Raw genomic sequence first — 16,190 nt, forward strand, 5'->3', positions numbered from 1 at the left:
AACACATGTGCCTCGGCGTTCCAGGGAAGGTCCTCGCCATCGACGGGATGAGCGCGACGGTGGACTTCTTCGGCGTGAGGAAGGAGCTCCGCCTCGACATCGTGGACGAGCCGGTGTCGGTCGGGGACTACGTCCTGAACCACGTCGGCTTCGCCATCCGGCGCATCCCGCCGGACGAGGTGCAGGAGACGCTCGCGCTGTTCGACCAGATCCTCGACGTCTCCGGCGCGAAGGCGGACCTCATGGCCGCCGACGTGCGGGGCGAGATCGCGGCGGCGAAGCACAAGGAGTAGCGAGCCGCCGGCGCGGCGCTCCGGCGAGCGCGCGGTGGCGTGGAGACCCCATGGCAGCGAAGGATCTCTTCCAGGAGCTCAAGTTCCGCGACCCGGTGCGCGCGCGCGCCCTCTCCGAGGCGATCGGGCACGAGGTCGCGGCGCTCGGGCGGCGCGTCTCGGTCATGCACGTGTGCGGCAGCCACGAGCAGGCCATCGCGCGCTTCGGGCTGCGCGCGGTGCTGCCGCCGGACCTCGAGCTCATCATGGGCCCGGGCTGCCCGGTGTGCGTCACCGACGGCCCCGAGGTGGACGAGGCGGTCGCGCTCGCGGTCCAGGGCGCGCGCGTGTGCACGTACGGTGACATGCTGCGCCTGCCCGGGACCGCGCGTTCGCTCGCGGACGCCCAGGCCGAGGGCGCCAAGGTCGACGTCGTCTACTCCGTGTCCCAGGCGCTCGAGCTCGCCGAGAAGCACCCCGAGGACGAGGTGGTCTTCCTCGGCTCCGGCTTCGAGACCACCGCCGTCGCCACGGCGGCGGTGGCGCTCGCGAGCCCGCCCAGGAACTTCTCCATCCTCTCGGTGCACAAGTACGTCCCCGCCGCGATGAACGTCGTCGCCGAGAGCCCGGAGACGAACATCGAGGGCTACATCGCGGCGGGCCACGCCGCCATCATCACCGGCTGGGGCATCTTCGAGCCGTTCGCCGCGCGCACCGGCAAGCCGGTGGTGGTCGCCGGCTTCGAGCCGCTCGACATCCTCGCCGCGATCCTCAAGCTCACCGAACTCATGCGCGCGGGGAAGCCCGAGGTCGCGAACGTGTACCCGCGCTGCGTGACGAAGGAGGGCAACCTCGCCGCGCAGCGCTCGCTCTGGAAGGTGTTCCGCCCGGTGACCGGCAGGTGGCGCGGCATCGCCGAGGTCCGCGACGGGAACCTCGACCTCACCGCCGAGTTCGCGCACCTCGATGCGCGCAAGCGCTTCCGCATCGACACCGCCCCGGTGCGCGACGACGAGGCCGAGGAGGCCGCGAAGGGCTGCATCTGCGGCTCGATCATGCTCGGCCTCGCGAACCCGGGCGACTGCGCGCTGTTCGGCAAGACCTGCGTCCCCGAGTCGCCGGTGGGCGCCTGCATGGTGTCGTCGGAGGGACAGTGCCGCATCTGGCACACCTACGGCGGCGTCCCGGATCTCAGGAAGGTGGGCACGTAGATGGAGAAGCCCGCGGCCAGGATCGGCCTCAAGCACGGCTCCGGTGGGCGCGCGATGCGCCAGCTCATCGAGGACGTGTTCCTCACCCTCGCCTCCCCGGTGGACGGCATCGGCCTCTCCGCGCTCGACGACGGCGCGGCCATCCGCGTCGGCGATCGCTGGCTCGTCATCACCACCGACTCCCACGTCGTGCACCCGATCTTCTTCCCGGGCGGCGACATCGGACGGCTCAGCGTCTCCGGCACGGTGAACGACCTCGCCATGATGGGCGCCACCGAGCCCCTCGGCCTCACCTGCGCGGTGGTGCTCGAGGAGGGCTTCCCGCGCGCCGACCTGGAGCGGGTGGTCGCCTCGATGCGCGAGACGGCGCGCGAGGCGAACGCGCCCATCGTCACCGGCGACACCAAGGTGATGGGCAAGGGCGAGGTGGATGGGATCGTCCTCAACACCACCGGCGTCGCGCTCGCCGAGCGCGTCGTCAGCGACGCGGGCCTGCGCGCGGGCGACCTCGTCATCGTCACCGGCACCATCGGCGACCACGGCATGGCCATCATGTCGCGCCGTCATGACCTGCGGCTCGAGGGCGACCTCTGCTCCGACGTCGCGCCGCTCAACGGGCTCGTCCGCGAGGCGCTCCGCGCCGGCGGCGAGGACGTGGTGGCGATGAAGGACCCGACCCGCGGCGGCGTCGCGGGCGTGCTCCACGAGATGGCCGCGAAGGGCAAGGTCGGCATCGTCATCGACGAGACCGCGCTCCCGGTGCGCGACGAGGTGCGCGCCGCGGGCGAGATGATCGGCATCGACCCGCTCCTCGTCGCGAACGAGGGCAAGGCGGTCATCGGCGTGCGGGCGCGCTCGGCGGACAAGGTCCTCGCCGCGCTGCGGGCCCACCCGCTCGGCGCCTCCGCGACGGTGATCGCCACCGCCATCGGGGAGCGGCCCGGGGCGGTCATCCTCGACACCGGGTTCGGCAAGCGCATGCTCGCGGAGCCCGAGGGCGAGCTCCTCCCGCGGATCTGCTAGGCGCCCATGCACGAGTACTCCCTCGTCGAGGCGCTCGTCACCCGCGTGGAGGCGGAGGCTCGCAAGCGCGGCGCGCTCGCGGTGCACAGGCTCTCCGTCCGCGTGGGCGAGCTCTCGGGCGTCGATCCCGAGCTGTTCCAGACCGCCTACGAGACCTTCCGCGCGGGCACCCTCTGCGCGGACGTCCCGCTCACCCTCACCCGCGTCGCGGCGAGCTGGTCCTGCCCGCGCTGCAAGACGCCCATCGCGCGCGGCGCGATCCTGCGCTGCCCCGCGTGCGACGCGCCGGGCAAGCTCGACGACGGCTCCGACGCGCTGACCCTCGACCGCATCGAGATGGAGGTCCCCTGATGTGCACGACCTGTGGCTGCGGCGACACCGAGCTCGTCCCGGTGGAGCTGCACGAGAAGATCCTGGCCGGCAACGACCGCGCCGCGCGCCACAACCGCGAGCACTTCCTCGAGTCGGGCGTCCTCGCCCTGAACCTCATGGGCTCGCCGGGCGCGGGCAAGACCGCCGTGCTCGAGGCGACGGCGAAGGCCGCCGCCTCGAAGGGCTGGAAGCTCGGCGCCGTGTCCGCCGACCTCGCCACCGACAACGACGCCCGCCGGCTCCAGAAGGCGGGCATCCCCTCGAAGGCCATCACCACCGGCCAGGCCTGCCACCTCGACGCCGAGCTCGTGCACCGCTCGCTGCACGACTTCCCCTGGCAGCAGACCGACGTGTTCTTCATCGAGAACGTCGGCAACCTCGTCTGCCCGGCGATCTACGACCTGGGCCAGGCGGCCAACGTCGTCGTGCTCTCGGTCACCGAGGGCGAGGACAAGCCGCTCAAGTACCCGGTGATGTTCAACGCCGCCGACCTCGTGCTCCTCACGAAGTGCGATCTCGTCCCGCACCTCGACGTCGAGCTCGCAAAGGTCCACGACGCGCTCGCCCGCGTGATGCCGCGGCCGCGGGTGATCGAGGTGTCCGCGCGCAGCGGCCAGGGCATGGACGCGTGGGTGGCGTGGCTCGAGGAGCTGCGCGACGGGATCGGGCTCGGCGCGGCGGCGCACGCGCACTCGCACGCCCACGAGCATTCGCACGACCACGCGCACGGCGCGGAGCACCACGCGCACGTGCACTCCCATGCCCACGCGCACGACGGCGGGCACGCGCACGACGGCGCGGATCACCACGGCCACTCGCACGCGGGCGGCGGGAAGCACGACCACGAGCACTGAGGACTGAACGGGGCCGTCGCTCGGGCGCGGGGTCCTGGTCCTGCCTGGTCCTGATCGGGGTCCGGGTCGAGGTGCGGGTCGGGGTCGAGGGTCGTTCTGGCTGGCATCGCCGCGGCCGAGGTCACTGTGGCGCGCCGCCACGCGGGACCTCCCGTCCTCGGCGGGCACGATGGACGGGGTTCACTTACTGAGACCGGTTCCGCCCGCAGACCCCGCCGGCAACGCGGGGCCGTGCGGGCGGGGTTGCGCATGGGCGAGGTCGGCGCGGCCGACCGCGTTGCATTGCGGTCCGTGGGTCGGGCGGTGCCTACCGCGTCCAGTGCCCGCCTGCGGGCGCGAGGTCCCGCCACGTAGGGCGGCGCGCTGCGGGCGGGGTGGGTGATGGGCTCGGGCTCGGGGCGCCGGTCGTCGCGGGCGAGGTCGAGGTCGTCGCGGTCGCGGGTCGCATCCCGCTGAATCGCCAGTCGGGTTACGTTCAGCCCCGGGCCAGCTCGAGTCCCCGACGTGGCCGAGAGGCATGCGATGAGGGATGAGCGCGCTGCTCACAGCGCCCGCGGCACGAGGTCCCCCGCGTCGGGCAGCACGAGCACGCTCGGCTCCGCCTTCCCCACGATGTCGCGGGCGCGCGCGAGCGCGGTGGCGAGGTCGGGGGCGTAGGTCGCGTAGGTCTCGCGCACGGTCGCCTCGTTCATCGCGGACACGAGCAGCACCGTCGCGCCAGCGGGCAGGAAGCGACGCACGCCGAGCTCGAAGATCCCCTCGTTCACGACCTGCAGCGGGCCGGTGCCCTCGGGGCACTCCGCCGCCACGATCACGACGCCGCCCTCGCGGAGCAGGAGCCCCGCCGGCGGGATGAGCTTCGAGGCCTGGTAGAGCGAGCCGGACACGGGCAGCGGCGCCGACACGACCACGATGTCGGCGGGCGCCGCCTCGACCTCGCACCACGGGCGCGCGAGGCGCACGCCCTCGCGATGCGCGTAAACGACGTCGCCCGCTACCGCGCCCACGATCGTGGCGCCCGCCTCGACCACGTTGACGAGATAGGTGTCGCGCCCAATGCGGCGCACCGCCTCCTCGATGTCCTCGCGGCACGGGTTGCCGTCGGCGCGCCCGAGCGACGAGGCCGGATCCGCCTTCAGCTTGTGGTTCTGGCGGATGTCCACGTCGTGGCCGAGCCCCGGGAAGATCCCCTTCGCGCCGCCGCCCCAGCCGGCGAAGTAGTGGGGCTTCACCTTGCCGGTCGAGACGACGAGGTCGGCCTCGGCCACGCAGCGGTTCACGCGGATGCGCGTGCCGCGGCTCGTCCGCCCCATCTCCACCATCGAGGCGTCGTCGCGCGCGTCGTGGTTCACCACGCGGTGGCGCCGCAGCACCTCCTCCGGCAGCCCGAGCCGCTCGAGCGGCTTCGGGCCGTGCGTCCCGTTCGCCACCGCGATCGTCAGGTGGTCGTCGGGGACGACGGCGAGCGCCCGGCGGGCCGCGGCGAACAGCTCGGCGCGCGGCTCGTCGCGGGAGGAGTCGCTCACGATGACGACGACGCGGGTCCGGGCCGTGGCCACCGTGGCGAGCGGGCGGGCGCCCACCGGGTGGGCGAGGGCGGCGTCGAGCGCGGCCGTGAGGTCCGGAACCGGCGGGGCGACGGGCGGGAGGAGCACGCGGGCGCCGGGAACGTCCGGCAGCGGGAGGGGGCGGGCGCCGTAGCCGAGGAGGACGGTCACGGCGGGATTGTACGTCCGGCGAGCGAGGAGTGGCGACCGCGGCCGCGCGACCTGCCCCGAGACCGACCGTCCATTGTCCTTCGACGCGGCCTTCGGCCGCTACGCTCAGGGCGAGCGGATACCTCCCCGGTACGCCTACGACCTCTCCGGCGCCCCAGGCTCGATCGCAGGCACAGGCGCCGGCGCGTCGCCGTTCGCCACGTCCGACTTCGGGAGCGCGGCGGCGATCCGGCGCCGCACCTCGTCCTTGAGCCGGCCCGCGTCCTCGGGCTTGAGGCCGGCGGTGGGGACGGGCTCGAGGATACGCGCGTAGGCCCGGCACGGCCGGACCCACGGGCTCCCCTTCGGCATCCCCTGCGCCGCCCCGTGCACCGCGACCGGCAGGATGGGCACCCCCGCCTCGATGGCGAGCCGGAACGCCCCGGACTTGAAGGGCAGGAGCTTCGCGCTCACGCTCCGCGTCCCCTCCGGGAAGATCATGACGTTCATGCCGCGATCGAGGTAGCGGCGCGCCTTCGCGAGCGCCTCGCCGCCGCTCTCGGGATCGCCGCGGCGGACCGGGATGTCGCCGGAGATACGGAACATCCAGCCGACCCACGGCACCTTGAAGAGCGACTCCTTCGCGATCCACTTCATCTCGCGGGGGAGCTTCGAGAGCATGAGGATGTCGAGCAGCGACTGGTGGTTCGCGACGACCACGTACGCCTGGCGCCCGCGCGGCCAGCGCCCCTCGATCCGCAGCCGCCAGGGAGGGAAGGTCCTCGTCACGGCGACCGCGGCGAGCCGCGAGAAGCGGCCCGCGAGGGCGCGGTTCCGGTCGAACGGATACGCGACGGCGAAGAGCAGCGCCTGCAGCGGGAGCGCCAGCAGGATGACGAGGCCGGTGAGGAAGTAGCCGATGGCTGCGATGACGGGCACGGTCGAATGGTCCAGAGCGGAGGTCACCGTGCGGTCACGGCGGCGACCGGCACGGCGGGGGGCGAGAGGTCGGGGCGGGCGAGGTGGTGCTCCGTCCTCGCCTGGAAGAGGGCCGCGACCGAGAGGAGGCGCCCCTCCTCGAGCGGAGGCCCGACGAGCTGCATCGACAGGGGCAGCTTGCCCGAGAAGCCCATCGGCAGCGCCACGGCGGGGAGCCCGGCGACGTTGCCCGCGGCGCCGAGCGGGTCGGGGCTCGCGAAGAGCGCGTCGAAGCTCTCCTCCACGCGCGGCGGCGCGAACGGCAGGTTCGGGGCGAGCACGAGGTCGAAGCGGGAGAAGAAGCCCGCGAGCGCCCGCTGGATCTCGCCGCGGACGCGCATCGCGCGCACGTAGTCGGCCGCGTTCGCCTTGGGCAGGTAGTCCTCCGGCCTCCTCGTCTTGTGCGACGCGTCGGCGAGCTCGCGCGTGCGGCCGGAGCGGATGAGCTCCTCGAACGCGGTGGCGGCCTCCGCCTCGATGAGCAGCCCGGCGAGCGGCTCGTACGGGAGGTCCGGGAGCGACGCCGGCTCGAGGAGCGCACCCGCCCCGCGGAGCACCTCGGCGGCCGCGGCGAACGCCTCGCGAGCGCCGGGCGCGAGCTCGGGCTTGTCGGGGAACCCGAGCACCGCGACGCGCAGGCCGCGCGCCACGTCCGGGCGGACGCGCTTCACGGCCGGCGGCGACGAGATGGCGCTCGGGTCGCGCGCGTCGGGCCCGGCGATGACGTCGAGCACGAGCGCGCAGTCGCGGGCGGTCCGCGCCATCGGCCCGAGCTTGTCCATCGTGTACGAGAGCGCCATCGCGCCGTGGCGCGGCACGACCCCGTAGGTGGGGCGGAGCCCCGTCACGCCGCAGAACGCCGATGGGCAGGTGATGGAGCCCCAGGTCTCCGAGCCGATCGCGAACGCGACGAGCCCCGCCGCCACCGCCGAGCCGGCGCCTGACGACGACCCGCCCGCCCAGCGGGCCACGTCCCACGGCGTCCGGCACGGCCCGTTCAGCGCCGCCTCGCCGGTGTGGTAGCCGAGCCCGCCCGCGAGCTCGACCATGGAGAGCTTCCCGAGCAGCACCGCGCCCGCCTGGGAGAGGCGCGTGACGATCGCCGCGTCGCGGTCGGGCACGCGCCCGGCGTAGGGCGCCGCGCCGAAGGTGGTGCGGATCCCCTTCGTGTCGACGAGATCCTTGAGCCCGTACGGAACCCCGTGCAGCGGCCCGCGCCAGCGGCCGGCGGCGAGCTCCGCCTCCGCCGCCCGCGCCTCGGTGAGCGCGCGCTCCGGCGTCACGGTGACGAAGCAGCCGAGCCGCGCCGCGTGCGCGTCGATGCGCGCGAGGTACGCCTCGGCGAGCTCGACGGGAGAGAGCTCGCGCGCGCGGAGCTTCTGCGAGAGCGCCTGGACTCCGGAGAACAGGACGTCGTCGGAGACGGCCACGCTAGGCTCCCGGGCGCGCCGGCGACGCGCGGAAGACGAAGGCGGGCTCGGCGTCGAGGGCGAGCGGGAACGCGCGGAGCGGCGCGAGCGGATCGGGGCCGGCGGCCGCGACGGGAGCGGGGGGCGCATCGGGCGCGGCCGGCTCCTTGCTGGCAGGGCCGGGCGCGGAGGCGCGCGCACCCGCGCAGCCGGCGGCGAGCGCGGGGGCGAGCGCGATGACACGGAGGAAGTCGCGGCGAGGTGTCGCGGTCTCGGGCGGTCGGGCGTCGTCCATGCCGCGTTCCTAGCACAGCGGCGCCCCGACCGCGCCGCCTCCAGCCGGGCCAGTGCTAACATCCGTGCCGCGTGCCCGAGTTCGCGCCGATCCCCCTGCCATTCCTCGGCCTCGACTCGGTGGAGACCCTCCGCCGGATGGCCGACGCGCTCCCGGAGGGGCTCTTCCTCACCGATCGCGAGGGTACGGTCACCTTCTGGAACCGGGCCGCGGAGCGGATCACGGGCTGGCCACGGAGCGAGGCCATCGGCCAGCGCTGCTCGATCCTCGCCGGGGACGCCGTGAATGGCTGCCCGTGCGGCGCGGGGCTGCTGAGCTGCGGCGTCGCGGAGCGGTCGCGCACCTCGCGCTGCTGCACGATCCGCAAGCGGGACGGGCGGCCGCAGCTCATCGTGAAGAACGCCGTCGCGCTGTACGCGGCCGACGGCCTGCCGGCAGGGACGCTCGAGACGTTCACCGACGTGACGGCGCCCGCCGCGACGGAGGTGCCCACCGAGCCCGTCGTGCTCCGCGACGCCGGAGCACCCCGCGGGGATGATGTCTGCGGACTCGTCGGGCGTCACCCGTCGATGCGCGAGCTCCACCGGATGATCGCGCTCGTCGCCACCTCCAGCGCGCCGGTGATGCTCACCGGGGAGAGCGGCGCCGGCAAGAACCGCGTCGCCGAGGCGATCCACCGCCTCGGCGACCGCGCAGAGCGCCCGCTCGTGCGCGTGTCGTGCGCGACGCTCGACCCGGCGGCGCTCGACGCCGAGCTCTTCGGCGGCCCCGACGGCCGGCGCCGCGGCCGGCTCGAGGACGCCGCCGGCGGGACGCTCGTCCTCGACGAGGTGGGCGACGCGCCGCCCGCGGTGCAGGCGAAGCTCCTGCACGTCGTCGAGGAGCGCGCGCTCGGCCGCGCCGGCGATGCGCACCGGGTCGTGGTGGACGTGCGCCTCCTCTGCACGACCCACCGCGACCTGCGCCCTCTCGTGCAGGACGGTCGCCTGCGCGCCGATCTCTACTTCCGGCTCGCCGCCTTCCCGCTCCACGTCCCGTCGCTCCGGGAGCACGCCGACGACGTGCCGCTGCTCGCGGAGCGCTTCCTCGCGGAGCTCGGCCCGGCGGGCCGGGTCGCCCGCGGCCTGTCGCCGGACGCGCTGCGCCTCCTCCGCGCCTACCCCTGGCCGGGCAACGTCCGCGAGCTCCGGAACGCGCTCGAGTACGCCGCGCTCCGCGCGGGGCCGGGCGAGATCCGGCCGGAGCACCTCCCGCGCGACGTGCTCGGGTTCCGCGCGGAGCGCCGGGCGAGGCCGGGCGATCCCGAGGCCGACGCGCGCCGCGCGCTCGTGGAGGCGCTCGAGCGGACGGGATGGAACCGGGCGCGGGCGGCGGAGCTGCTCGGCGTCTCGCGGGTCACCCTCTGGAAGCGGATGCGGCGGCTCGGCGTCGCCGCCCCGGGCGAGCGCTGACGACGGCGGGCCTCTCGGGCAGGATCTCCCCGTGCCCGAGCTGCCCGACATCGAGGTGTACGTGGAGGCCGTCGCCGCGCGCGTGCAGGGGAAGCCGCTCGTCGGCGTCCGGCTGGGGAGCCCGTTCGTGCTCCGCTCCGTGGATCCGCCGCTCGAGGAGGCCCGGGGAAAGCGCGTCGACGGGGTGCGGCGCGTGGGCAAGCGCGTCGTGCTCGCGCTCGAGGGCGACCTCTTCCTCGCGATCCACCTCATGATCGCGGGCCGGCTCCACTGGCGCGAGGAGGGCGCGAAGCTCCCAGGCCGCGTCGGCCTCGCGGCGCTCGACTTCCCCGGCGGCTCGCTCGTGCTCACCGAGGCGGGCTCGAAGCGACGCGCCGCGATCCATCTCGTGCGGGGCGCTGCGGCGCTCGCCGCGCTCGACCGCGGCGGGCTCGAGCCGCTCGGCGCCGAGCTCGGCGCCTTCCGCGCCGCGCTCACCGGCGAGAACCACACCCTGAAGCGCGCCCTCACCGACCCCCGCCTCTTCTCCGGGATCGGCAACGCCTACTCGGACGAGATCCTGCACCGCGCCCGGCTCTCGCCGGTGACCCTCACCTCGCGCCTCGACGACGAGGAGATCGCGCGGCTGCACGCGGCGACGCAGGCGGTGCTCTCCGAGTGGACGGAGCGCCTGCGCCGGGAGGCTGCGGGAGAGTTCCCCGAGGGGGTGACCGCGTTCCGGCCGGAGATGGCGGTCCACGGCCGGCACCGCCAGCCTTGCCCGGTGTGCGGGACGGCGGTCCAGCGCATCGTGCGGGCGGAGAACGAGGTGAACTACTGCCCGCGCTGCCAGACCGGCGGGCAGATCCTGTCGGATCGATCGCTCGCGCGGCTCCTCAAGGAGGACTGGCCGCGCACGATCGAGGAGCTCGAGCGGAACCCCGCGCTCGGCGCGACGCGGCCCCCGCCGGCGGCTGCGCGGCGGGGGAAGCGGCGCTGAGGAGAGGGGGCCGATCGACGTAGCGGCACCGCTCAAGCCCTCGACGCCGACGGTCGACCCCGACCCCGACCCCGACCGCGACCGCGACCTCGACCCCGACCTCGACCCCGACCCCGACCTCGACCTCGACCTCGACCCCGACCTCGACCCCGACCTCGACCTCGACCCCGACCTCGACCCCGACCCCGACCCCGACCCCGACCTCGACCCCGACCTCGACCCCGACCGACCTCGACCCCGACCCCGACCTCACACGCGACCGCGACCGCACCCGCGACGACCGGCGACCCGAGCCCCTCACCCATCCCGCCCGCAGCGCGCCGCCCTCCGTGGCGGGACCTCGCGCCCGCAGGCGGGCACTGGACGCGGTAGGCACCGCCCGACCCACGGACCGCAATGCAACGCGGTCGGCCGCGCCGACCTCGCCCATGCGCAACCCCGTCCGCACGGCCCCGCGTTGCCGGCGGGGTCTGCGGACGGAACCGGTCTCAGTAAGTGAACCCCGTCCATCGTGCCCGCCGAGGACCGCGAGGTCCCGCCCTGGCGGCGCGCCACCGTGACCTCGGCCGCGGCGATGCCGGCCAGAACGACCTCGACATCGACCCCGACCTCGACGTCGACCCCGACCTCGGGCCGCCCGATTCGTCGGTGCTCCAACGTTCCGTCCGGAGCACGCCCGCCACGCTGACCCAGCAGCGCTAGCCCGCTGGTATGATGTGCGCGCGAAACGGCGCGCTCACGGCCTCTCGGCCGCCTCCCTTTCGCTCGTCATGCCGATCGTGCCCCCTTCCGGGAATAACGATCGTGCCGCCTCACGTTCGGTTTGCGTCGGACCGCTCGCCACCTCGTCTAGTGTGCAAGCGGCTCCAAGGTGCCTCCCGGCACGCACACCAAGGCGGGCGCCCTCACGGGCCAGCCGCAACGACGAGGCGAGCAAGTGCCCGAGCCGACGCTGCCGTATTCCATCCGCCGGATCGTCCCCCTCTTCCTTGCCGCGTGCATCGCGGCCCCGATCCCCGCCGCCGCCGCCCAGGTCTGGACGGCGCTGGCGTCGGAGAAGGTCCGGCCCGCGACGGCGGCGCGGTCGGACTCGAGCGCGCGGATCGCCGCCGCACGGAACGAGTTCGAGGCCTTCCAGGTGGTCGTCACCGGCGCGGCGACGAACGTGCGCGCCACGGTGAGCGAGCTCACGGGCCCCGGCACGATCGGCGGCGTTCGCCTCTACCGCGAGGCGATCATCCAGGTGCAGACCGCCTCGGCGCTCGACGGCGCGACCGGTCCCTGGCCGGACGCGCTGGTGCCCGACGTGGACGAGCTTGCGAACGAGCGGCGGAACGCCTTCCCGTTCAGCGTGCCGGCGAGCGAGAGCCGGGCGATCTGGGTGGAGGTCTTCGTGCCGCCCGAGGCGCCGGCCGGCGACTACAGCGGCAACGTGAGCGTGGCCTGGGACGGCGGGGCCGCGACCGTGCCGGTGACGCTCACGGTCTGGCCGTTCACCCTGCCCTCCACCGCGTCGCTCAAGACCGCCTTCGGCTTCACCTACGGCGCGATCCCGAGCGGCCACGGCATCTCCGCCGCCGACGCGTTCGCCGCGCTGCGCGCGCGCTACGGTCAGCTCGCGCTCGATCACCGCATCACGCTCTCCCACGTCGACGACGGCAGCTCCGCCCTCGATCACGCCGGCACGTTCTACGGCCCCACGCTCGACGGGACGGCGCCGACGTCGCTGCGCGGCGCGCGCATGACCGCGTACGAGCTCCTCTACGACGCGAGCAGCTGGTCCAGCTACTTCGGCGGGAAGGGCTGGCTCGACCGGCTCTTCCAGTACACCTGCGACGAGCCGCCCCTCACCTGCGCCTGGACGGACATCCCCGGGCGCGCCGCCACCGCGCGCGCGGCGAACGTCCGCACGCTCGTGACGACGTCGATCCAGGAGGCCGACGCGAACGGGGTCACGAGCGACATCGACGTGATGGTGCCGGTGATCAACTACCTCGACGACAAGTCGGGCACCTTCGCCGGGAACCAGCGGTCGAAGTACGACGCGTTCCTCGCGGGCTCGCCGCGGCGTGAGCTTTGGACGTACCAGAGCTGCATGAGCCACGGCTGCGGCGGCACCGTGAACTTCGGCTCGCCGTCCTCGTCGGATCAGTACTTCACCGGATGGCCGAGCTACATGATCGACGCGTCGGCGGTGCGGAACCGCGCGCTGGAGTGGCTCTCGTTCCGCTACCGGCTCTCGGGTGAGCTCTACTGGGAGACGGCGTACGCGTTCACGCACGACGCCTGGACGAACCAGTGGGACTTCAACGGGAACGGCGACGGGACGCTCTTCTACCCGGGCACACCCGCGAAGATCGGCGGGACGACGGACATCCCGGTCGCCTCGATCCGGCTCAAGATGATCCGCGAGGGGATGGAGGACTACGAGTACCTGAAGCTCCTCGCCGACGCCGGCGACGAGGCGTTCGCGCGACAGGTGGCGGACGCGCTGTTCCCGAACGCCTACTCCACCGAGGTCGCGCCTGCGACGGTCATGGCCGCGCGCGAGCAGCTCGCGAAGCGGATCATCGCGCTCGGCGCGACGGCCCCCACTCCGCCGGGCGATCCTGCGCCCCTGCCGCCCTCGCCCCCGCCGCTCCAGGCGGGCGCGGCGGGTCCGATCGTGCGCGGCGGCTGCGCGGCGGGCGGCAGCTCCGGGCTCCTCGCCCTCGTCGGGCTCGTCGGCACGCTGCGGTTCCGCCGTCGGCGCGCGCGCTGAGCTCGAGCGCCGACGATCACGGTGGGTGAACGCGGGCGTGCCGGCGACCTCCGGCACGCCCGCTCGCGTTCTCCCTGCCCCCCGAAAGCCGCACCGCGTCGCCCTCGCCACGTCGCGTCAAAAGTGGAGCGCTCAGGTGCGCTTGCGCTCCGGCGCCGGGGTCGTTGCCTTGACACTACCGGGCCATGTGCGTTGTGTTCGCCCACCACCCTTACGCATCGCGCGAAGGAAGGACCATGGCCACGGACTTCACCCCGCCGAAAAACCCGCCGTCCTCGCCCATCCCGAAGAAGAAGATCCGCCGGGAGGACGCGCTCGCGTACCACTCGTCCGGCCGCAAGGGGAAGATCGAGGTCGTCGCGACGAAGCCCATGGCGACCGCGCGCGATCTCGCGCTCGCCTACAGCCCCGGCGTCGCCGAGCCCTGCCTCGAGATCGAGAAGGACCAGGACCTCTCCTACCTCTACACGGCGCGCGGCAACCTCGTCGGCGTCATCTCCAACGGCACCGCCGTGCTCGGCCTCGGCGACATCGGCGCCGCGGCGGGCAAGCCCGTCATGGAGGGCAAGGGCGTCCTCTTCAAGCGCTTCGCCGACATCGACGTGTTCGACATCGAGGTCGACCAGAAGGACGTCGACGCCTTCTGCAAGGTGGTGAAGGCGCTCGAGCCCACCTTCGGCGGCGTGAACCTCGAGGACATCAAGGCGCCGGAGTGCTTCATCATCGAGGAGCGGCTCAAGCGGGAGATGCAGATCCCGGTCTTCCACGATGACCAGCACGGGACCGCGATCATCTCGGGCGCCGCGCTCCTCAACGCGCTCGAGCTCGCCGGCAAGGACATCGCCAAGGTGAAGGTGGTCGTCTCCGGCGCCGGCGCGTCCGCCATCGCCTGCACCAAGTTCTACCTCTCGCTCGGCGTGCGCCGCGAGAACGTGGTGATGGTCGACACGAAGGGCGTCATCTACCGCGGGCGCACCGAGGGGATGAACGAGTGGAAGGCGGAGTTCGCCGCCGACACCAAGGCGCGCACGCTCGCCGACGCGATGAAGGGCGCGGACGTCCTCCTCGGCTGCTCCGCCAAGGGCATGGTGGACCAGGACATGGTCCGCTCGATGGCGAAGGACGCCATCGTGTTCGCGCTCGCGAACCCCGACCCGGAGATCAGCTACCCCGAGGCGAAGGAGGCGCGCCTCGACGTCATCATGGCGACCGGGCGCTCCGACTACCCGAACCAGGTGAACAACGTCCTCGGCTTCCCGTACATCTTCCGCGGGGCGCTCGACGTGCGCGCGAAGGGCATCACCGAGGACATGAAGATGGCGGCGGCCCGCGCGCTCGCCGCGCTCGCCAAGGAGGACGTGCCCGACTCCGTCTCGCGCGCCTACGGCGGCGAGAAGTTCCGCTTCGGCCGCGACTACATCATCCCGAAGCCGCTCGACCCGCGCGTGCTGCTGTGGGTCGCCCCGGCCGTCGCGAAGGCCGCGATGGACACCGGCATCGCGCGGCAGAAGATCGATCTCGGCGAGTACCGCGATCGCCTGCGCAAGATGCAGAGCCGCGCCAACCAGGTGATGGGCTCCATCACCTCCAAGGCCAAGAAGAAGCTCACGCGCATCGTCTTCCCCGAGGGCCATCACCCGAAGATCCAGCAGGCGGCGGAGATCCTGCGCGAGGAGGCGATCTGCGAGCCGGTGCTCCTCGGCCCGGTGGACGTCATCCAGCGCTCCATCGCCGACCAGCGGCTCGACGACCTCGACGGCGTCACCATCATCGATCCGATGACGAGCGACCAGTTCAGCCGCTACGTGGCGCGCTATTGGGAGATCCGCCGCCGCCGGGGCGTGACCTTCGAGGAGGCGCAGCGGCGGGTCCGCATGCGGAACTACTACGCCGCCGTGATGGTCGAGCAGGGCGTGGCGGACGGGCTCGTCACCGGCCTCACCTCCGGCTACGCGGCCGCGGTGCGGCCGGCGCTGGAGGTGGTCCGCACGCGGCCCGGGCAGCGCGCGGCGGGCGTCTACATCGTGGTCACGAAGAACGACTTCAAGTTCTTCGCCGACTGCACGGTGAACGTGGACCCGTCCGCCGCGGAGCTCGCCGAGATCGCCCTCACCACGAGCGACCTCGCGCGCTACTTCGACGTCGTCCCGCGCGTGGCGATGCTCTCGTACTCGAGCTTCGGCTCCGCCGCCGGCGACAGCCCGCGCAAGATGGCGATCGCGACCGATCTCGTGCGGCAGCACAGCCCCGACCTCGAGGTCGACGGCGAGATCCAGGTCGACATCGCGACGAACACCGAGGTCCGCGTCCCGGAGTTCCCCTTCTCCACGCTCAAGGACAACGCGAACGTGTTCGTGTTCCCGAACCTCGACGCCGCGAACATCTGCTACCAGATGCTCGCGAACGTCGCGGGCGCGGAGGTGATCGGCCCCGTGCTCATCGGCATGCAGAAGCCGGTGAACGTGCTGCAGATGGGCTGCTCGGTGCAGTCGATCGTGAACCTCGCGGCCATCACGGCGCTCCGGGCGCAGGGCGAGAAGTTCCTGTTTTGATCTCACGGGGACTGCGTCCCCGCCCCGGCGACGGCTGACCGCCGTCGTCGGGGCCCCACCCCTGCTCGGCGGGGCCCGTGAGCCGTCGCGCCCGCCTTCGCGGGGCGCGCGACGGCTCCCCGCCGGGAGGGATTGCATCCCTCCCCGTCGCTTCGCGGCGGGGCCCCTCCCTGCGGGCCCGCACGGACACGACTGCGATTGCCTCGGGAGCCGACGTCCCGTCTACCCGCAGCCGTCCACGTCTTCGCCGTTCTCGTTCGCCCCGTCACGGGGGCGAGGCGGCATCCCTCAGGTGGGCACCCCGGCGCGCGGCAGGATCACGCGCTGCAGGAGGAT

The 16,190-nt window shown here is 73.5% G+C and carries 13 protein-coding genes; 9 read left to right on the top strand and 4 right to left on the bottom strand.

Features of this window, described 5'->3' with window-relative positions; genetic code table 11:
• The first annotated feature begins 5 nt into the window (after positions 1-5).
• From MNY62_RS07400 to hypB, 5 genes are read left to right on the top strand one after another with little or no spacing between them, the layout of a single operon-like run.
• Positions 6-293 carry a HypC/HybG/HupF family hydrogenase formation chaperone gene (locus MNY62_RS07400; protein WP_242340155.1) on the top strand — a complete coding sequence of 96 codons (288 nt, stop codon included), beginning with the start codon at positions 6-8 and terminating at the stop codon, positions 291-293.
• Between the two features lie 50 nt (positions 294-343).
• Complete coding sequence (gene hypD, locus MNY62_RS07405; RefSeq protein ID WP_242343479.1) at positions 344-1,483, top strand: hydrogenase formation protein HypD; 1,140 nt, start codon at positions 344-346, stop codon at positions 1,481-1,483.
• On the top strand, positions 1,484-2,506 hold the full coding sequence (gene hypE, locus MNY62_RS07410) for a hydrogenase expression/formation protein HypE (protein ID WP_242343480.1): 1,023 nt from the start codon (positions 1,484-1,486) through the stop codon (positions 2,504-2,506).
• 6 nt (positions 2,507-2,512) lie between these two features.
• Positions 2,513-2,857, top strand: a complete 345-nt coding sequence (locus tag MNY62_RS07415) for a hydrogenase maturation nickel metallochaperone HypA/HybF (RefSeq protein WP_242343481.1) — start codon at positions 2,513-2,515, stop codon at positions 2,855-2,857.
• On the top strand, positions 2,857-3,732 hold the full coding sequence (hypB, locus tag MNY62_RS07420; protein ID WP_242343482.1) for a hydrogenase nickel incorporation protein HypB: 876 nt from the start codon (positions 2,857-2,859) through the stop codon (positions 3,730-3,732). Before MNY62_RS07415 ends, hypB begins: the two co-directional genes overlap by 1 nt.
• A gap of 542 nt (positions 3,733-4,274) precedes the next feature.
• Here the strand turns inward: hypB and MNY62_RS07425 are convergent.
• The 4 genes from MNY62_RS07425 to MNY62_RS07440 form a co-directional block, all read right to left on the bottom strand.
• Entirely contained in the window at positions 4,275-5,450 is a 1,176-nt protein-coding gene (locus tag MNY62_RS07425; RefSeq protein ID WP_242343483.1) for a lactate racemase domain-containing protein, read from the bottom strand.
• Between the two features lie 135 nt (positions 5,451-5,585).
• Positions 5,586-6,368 carry a lysophospholipid acyltransferase family protein gene (locus MNY62_RS07430; RefSeq protein ID WP_242343484.1) on the bottom strand — a complete coding sequence of 261 codons (783 nt, stop codon included), beginning with the start codon at positions 6,366-6,368 and terminating at the stop codon, positions 5,586-5,588.
• A 23-nt stretch (positions 6,369-6,391) separates the two neighbouring features.
• On the bottom strand, positions 6,392-7,837 hold the full coding sequence (locus MNY62_RS07435) for an amidase (protein WP_242343486.1): 1,446 nt from the start codon (positions 7,835-7,837) through the stop codon (positions 6,392-6,394).
• A gap of 1 nt (position 7,838) precedes the next feature.
• On the bottom strand, positions 7,839-8,111 hold the full coding sequence (locus MNY62_RS07440; protein ID WP_242343487.1) for a hypothetical protein: 273 nt from the start codon (positions 8,109-8,111) through the stop codon (positions 7,839-7,841).
• Between the two features lie 71 nt (positions 8,112-8,182).
• Here MNY62_RS07440 and MNY62_RS07445 point away from each other — a divergent pair, with 71 nt between their 5' ends.
• The 4 genes from MNY62_RS07445 to MNY62_RS25770 all read left to right on the top strand — a co-directional run bounded on the left by MNY62_RS07445 (position 8,183) and on the right by MNY62_RS25770 (position 15,854).
• Positions 8,183-9,562 carry a sigma-54 interaction domain-containing protein gene (locus tag MNY62_RS07445; RefSeq protein ID WP_242343488.1) on the top strand — a complete coding sequence of 460 codons (1,380 nt, stop codon included), beginning with the start codon at positions 8,183-8,185 and terminating at the stop codon, positions 9,560-9,562.
• A gap of 31 nt (positions 9,563-9,593) precedes the next feature.
• Positions 9,594-10,541: an Fpg/Nei family DNA glycosylase gene (locus MNY62_RS07450; protein WP_242343489.1), complete on the top strand. Its 948-nt coding sequence runs from the start codon at positions 9,594-9,596 to the stop codon at positions 10,539-10,541.
• Positions 10,542-11,478: 937 nt separating this feature from the next.
• A complete protein-coding gene (locus MNY62_RS07455) occupies positions 11,479-13,302 on the top strand; it encodes a DUF4091 domain-containing protein (protein ID WP_242343490.1) in 1,824 nt (607 codons plus the stop codon).
• Between the two features lie 236 nt (positions 13,303-13,538).
• Complete coding sequence (locus MNY62_RS25770; protein ID WP_242343491.1) at positions 13,539-15,854, top strand: NADP-dependent malic enzyme; 2,316 nt, start codon at positions 13,539-13,541, stop codon at positions 15,852-15,854.
• The last annotated feature ends 336 nt before the right edge of the window (positions 15,855-16,190 follow it).

Source organism: Anaeromyxobacter terrae (assembly GCF_022690685.1).
Taxonomy (GTDB): domain Bacteria; phylum Myxococcota; class Myxococcia; order Myxococcales; family Anaeromyxobacteraceae; genus Anaeromyxobacter; species Anaeromyxobacter terrae.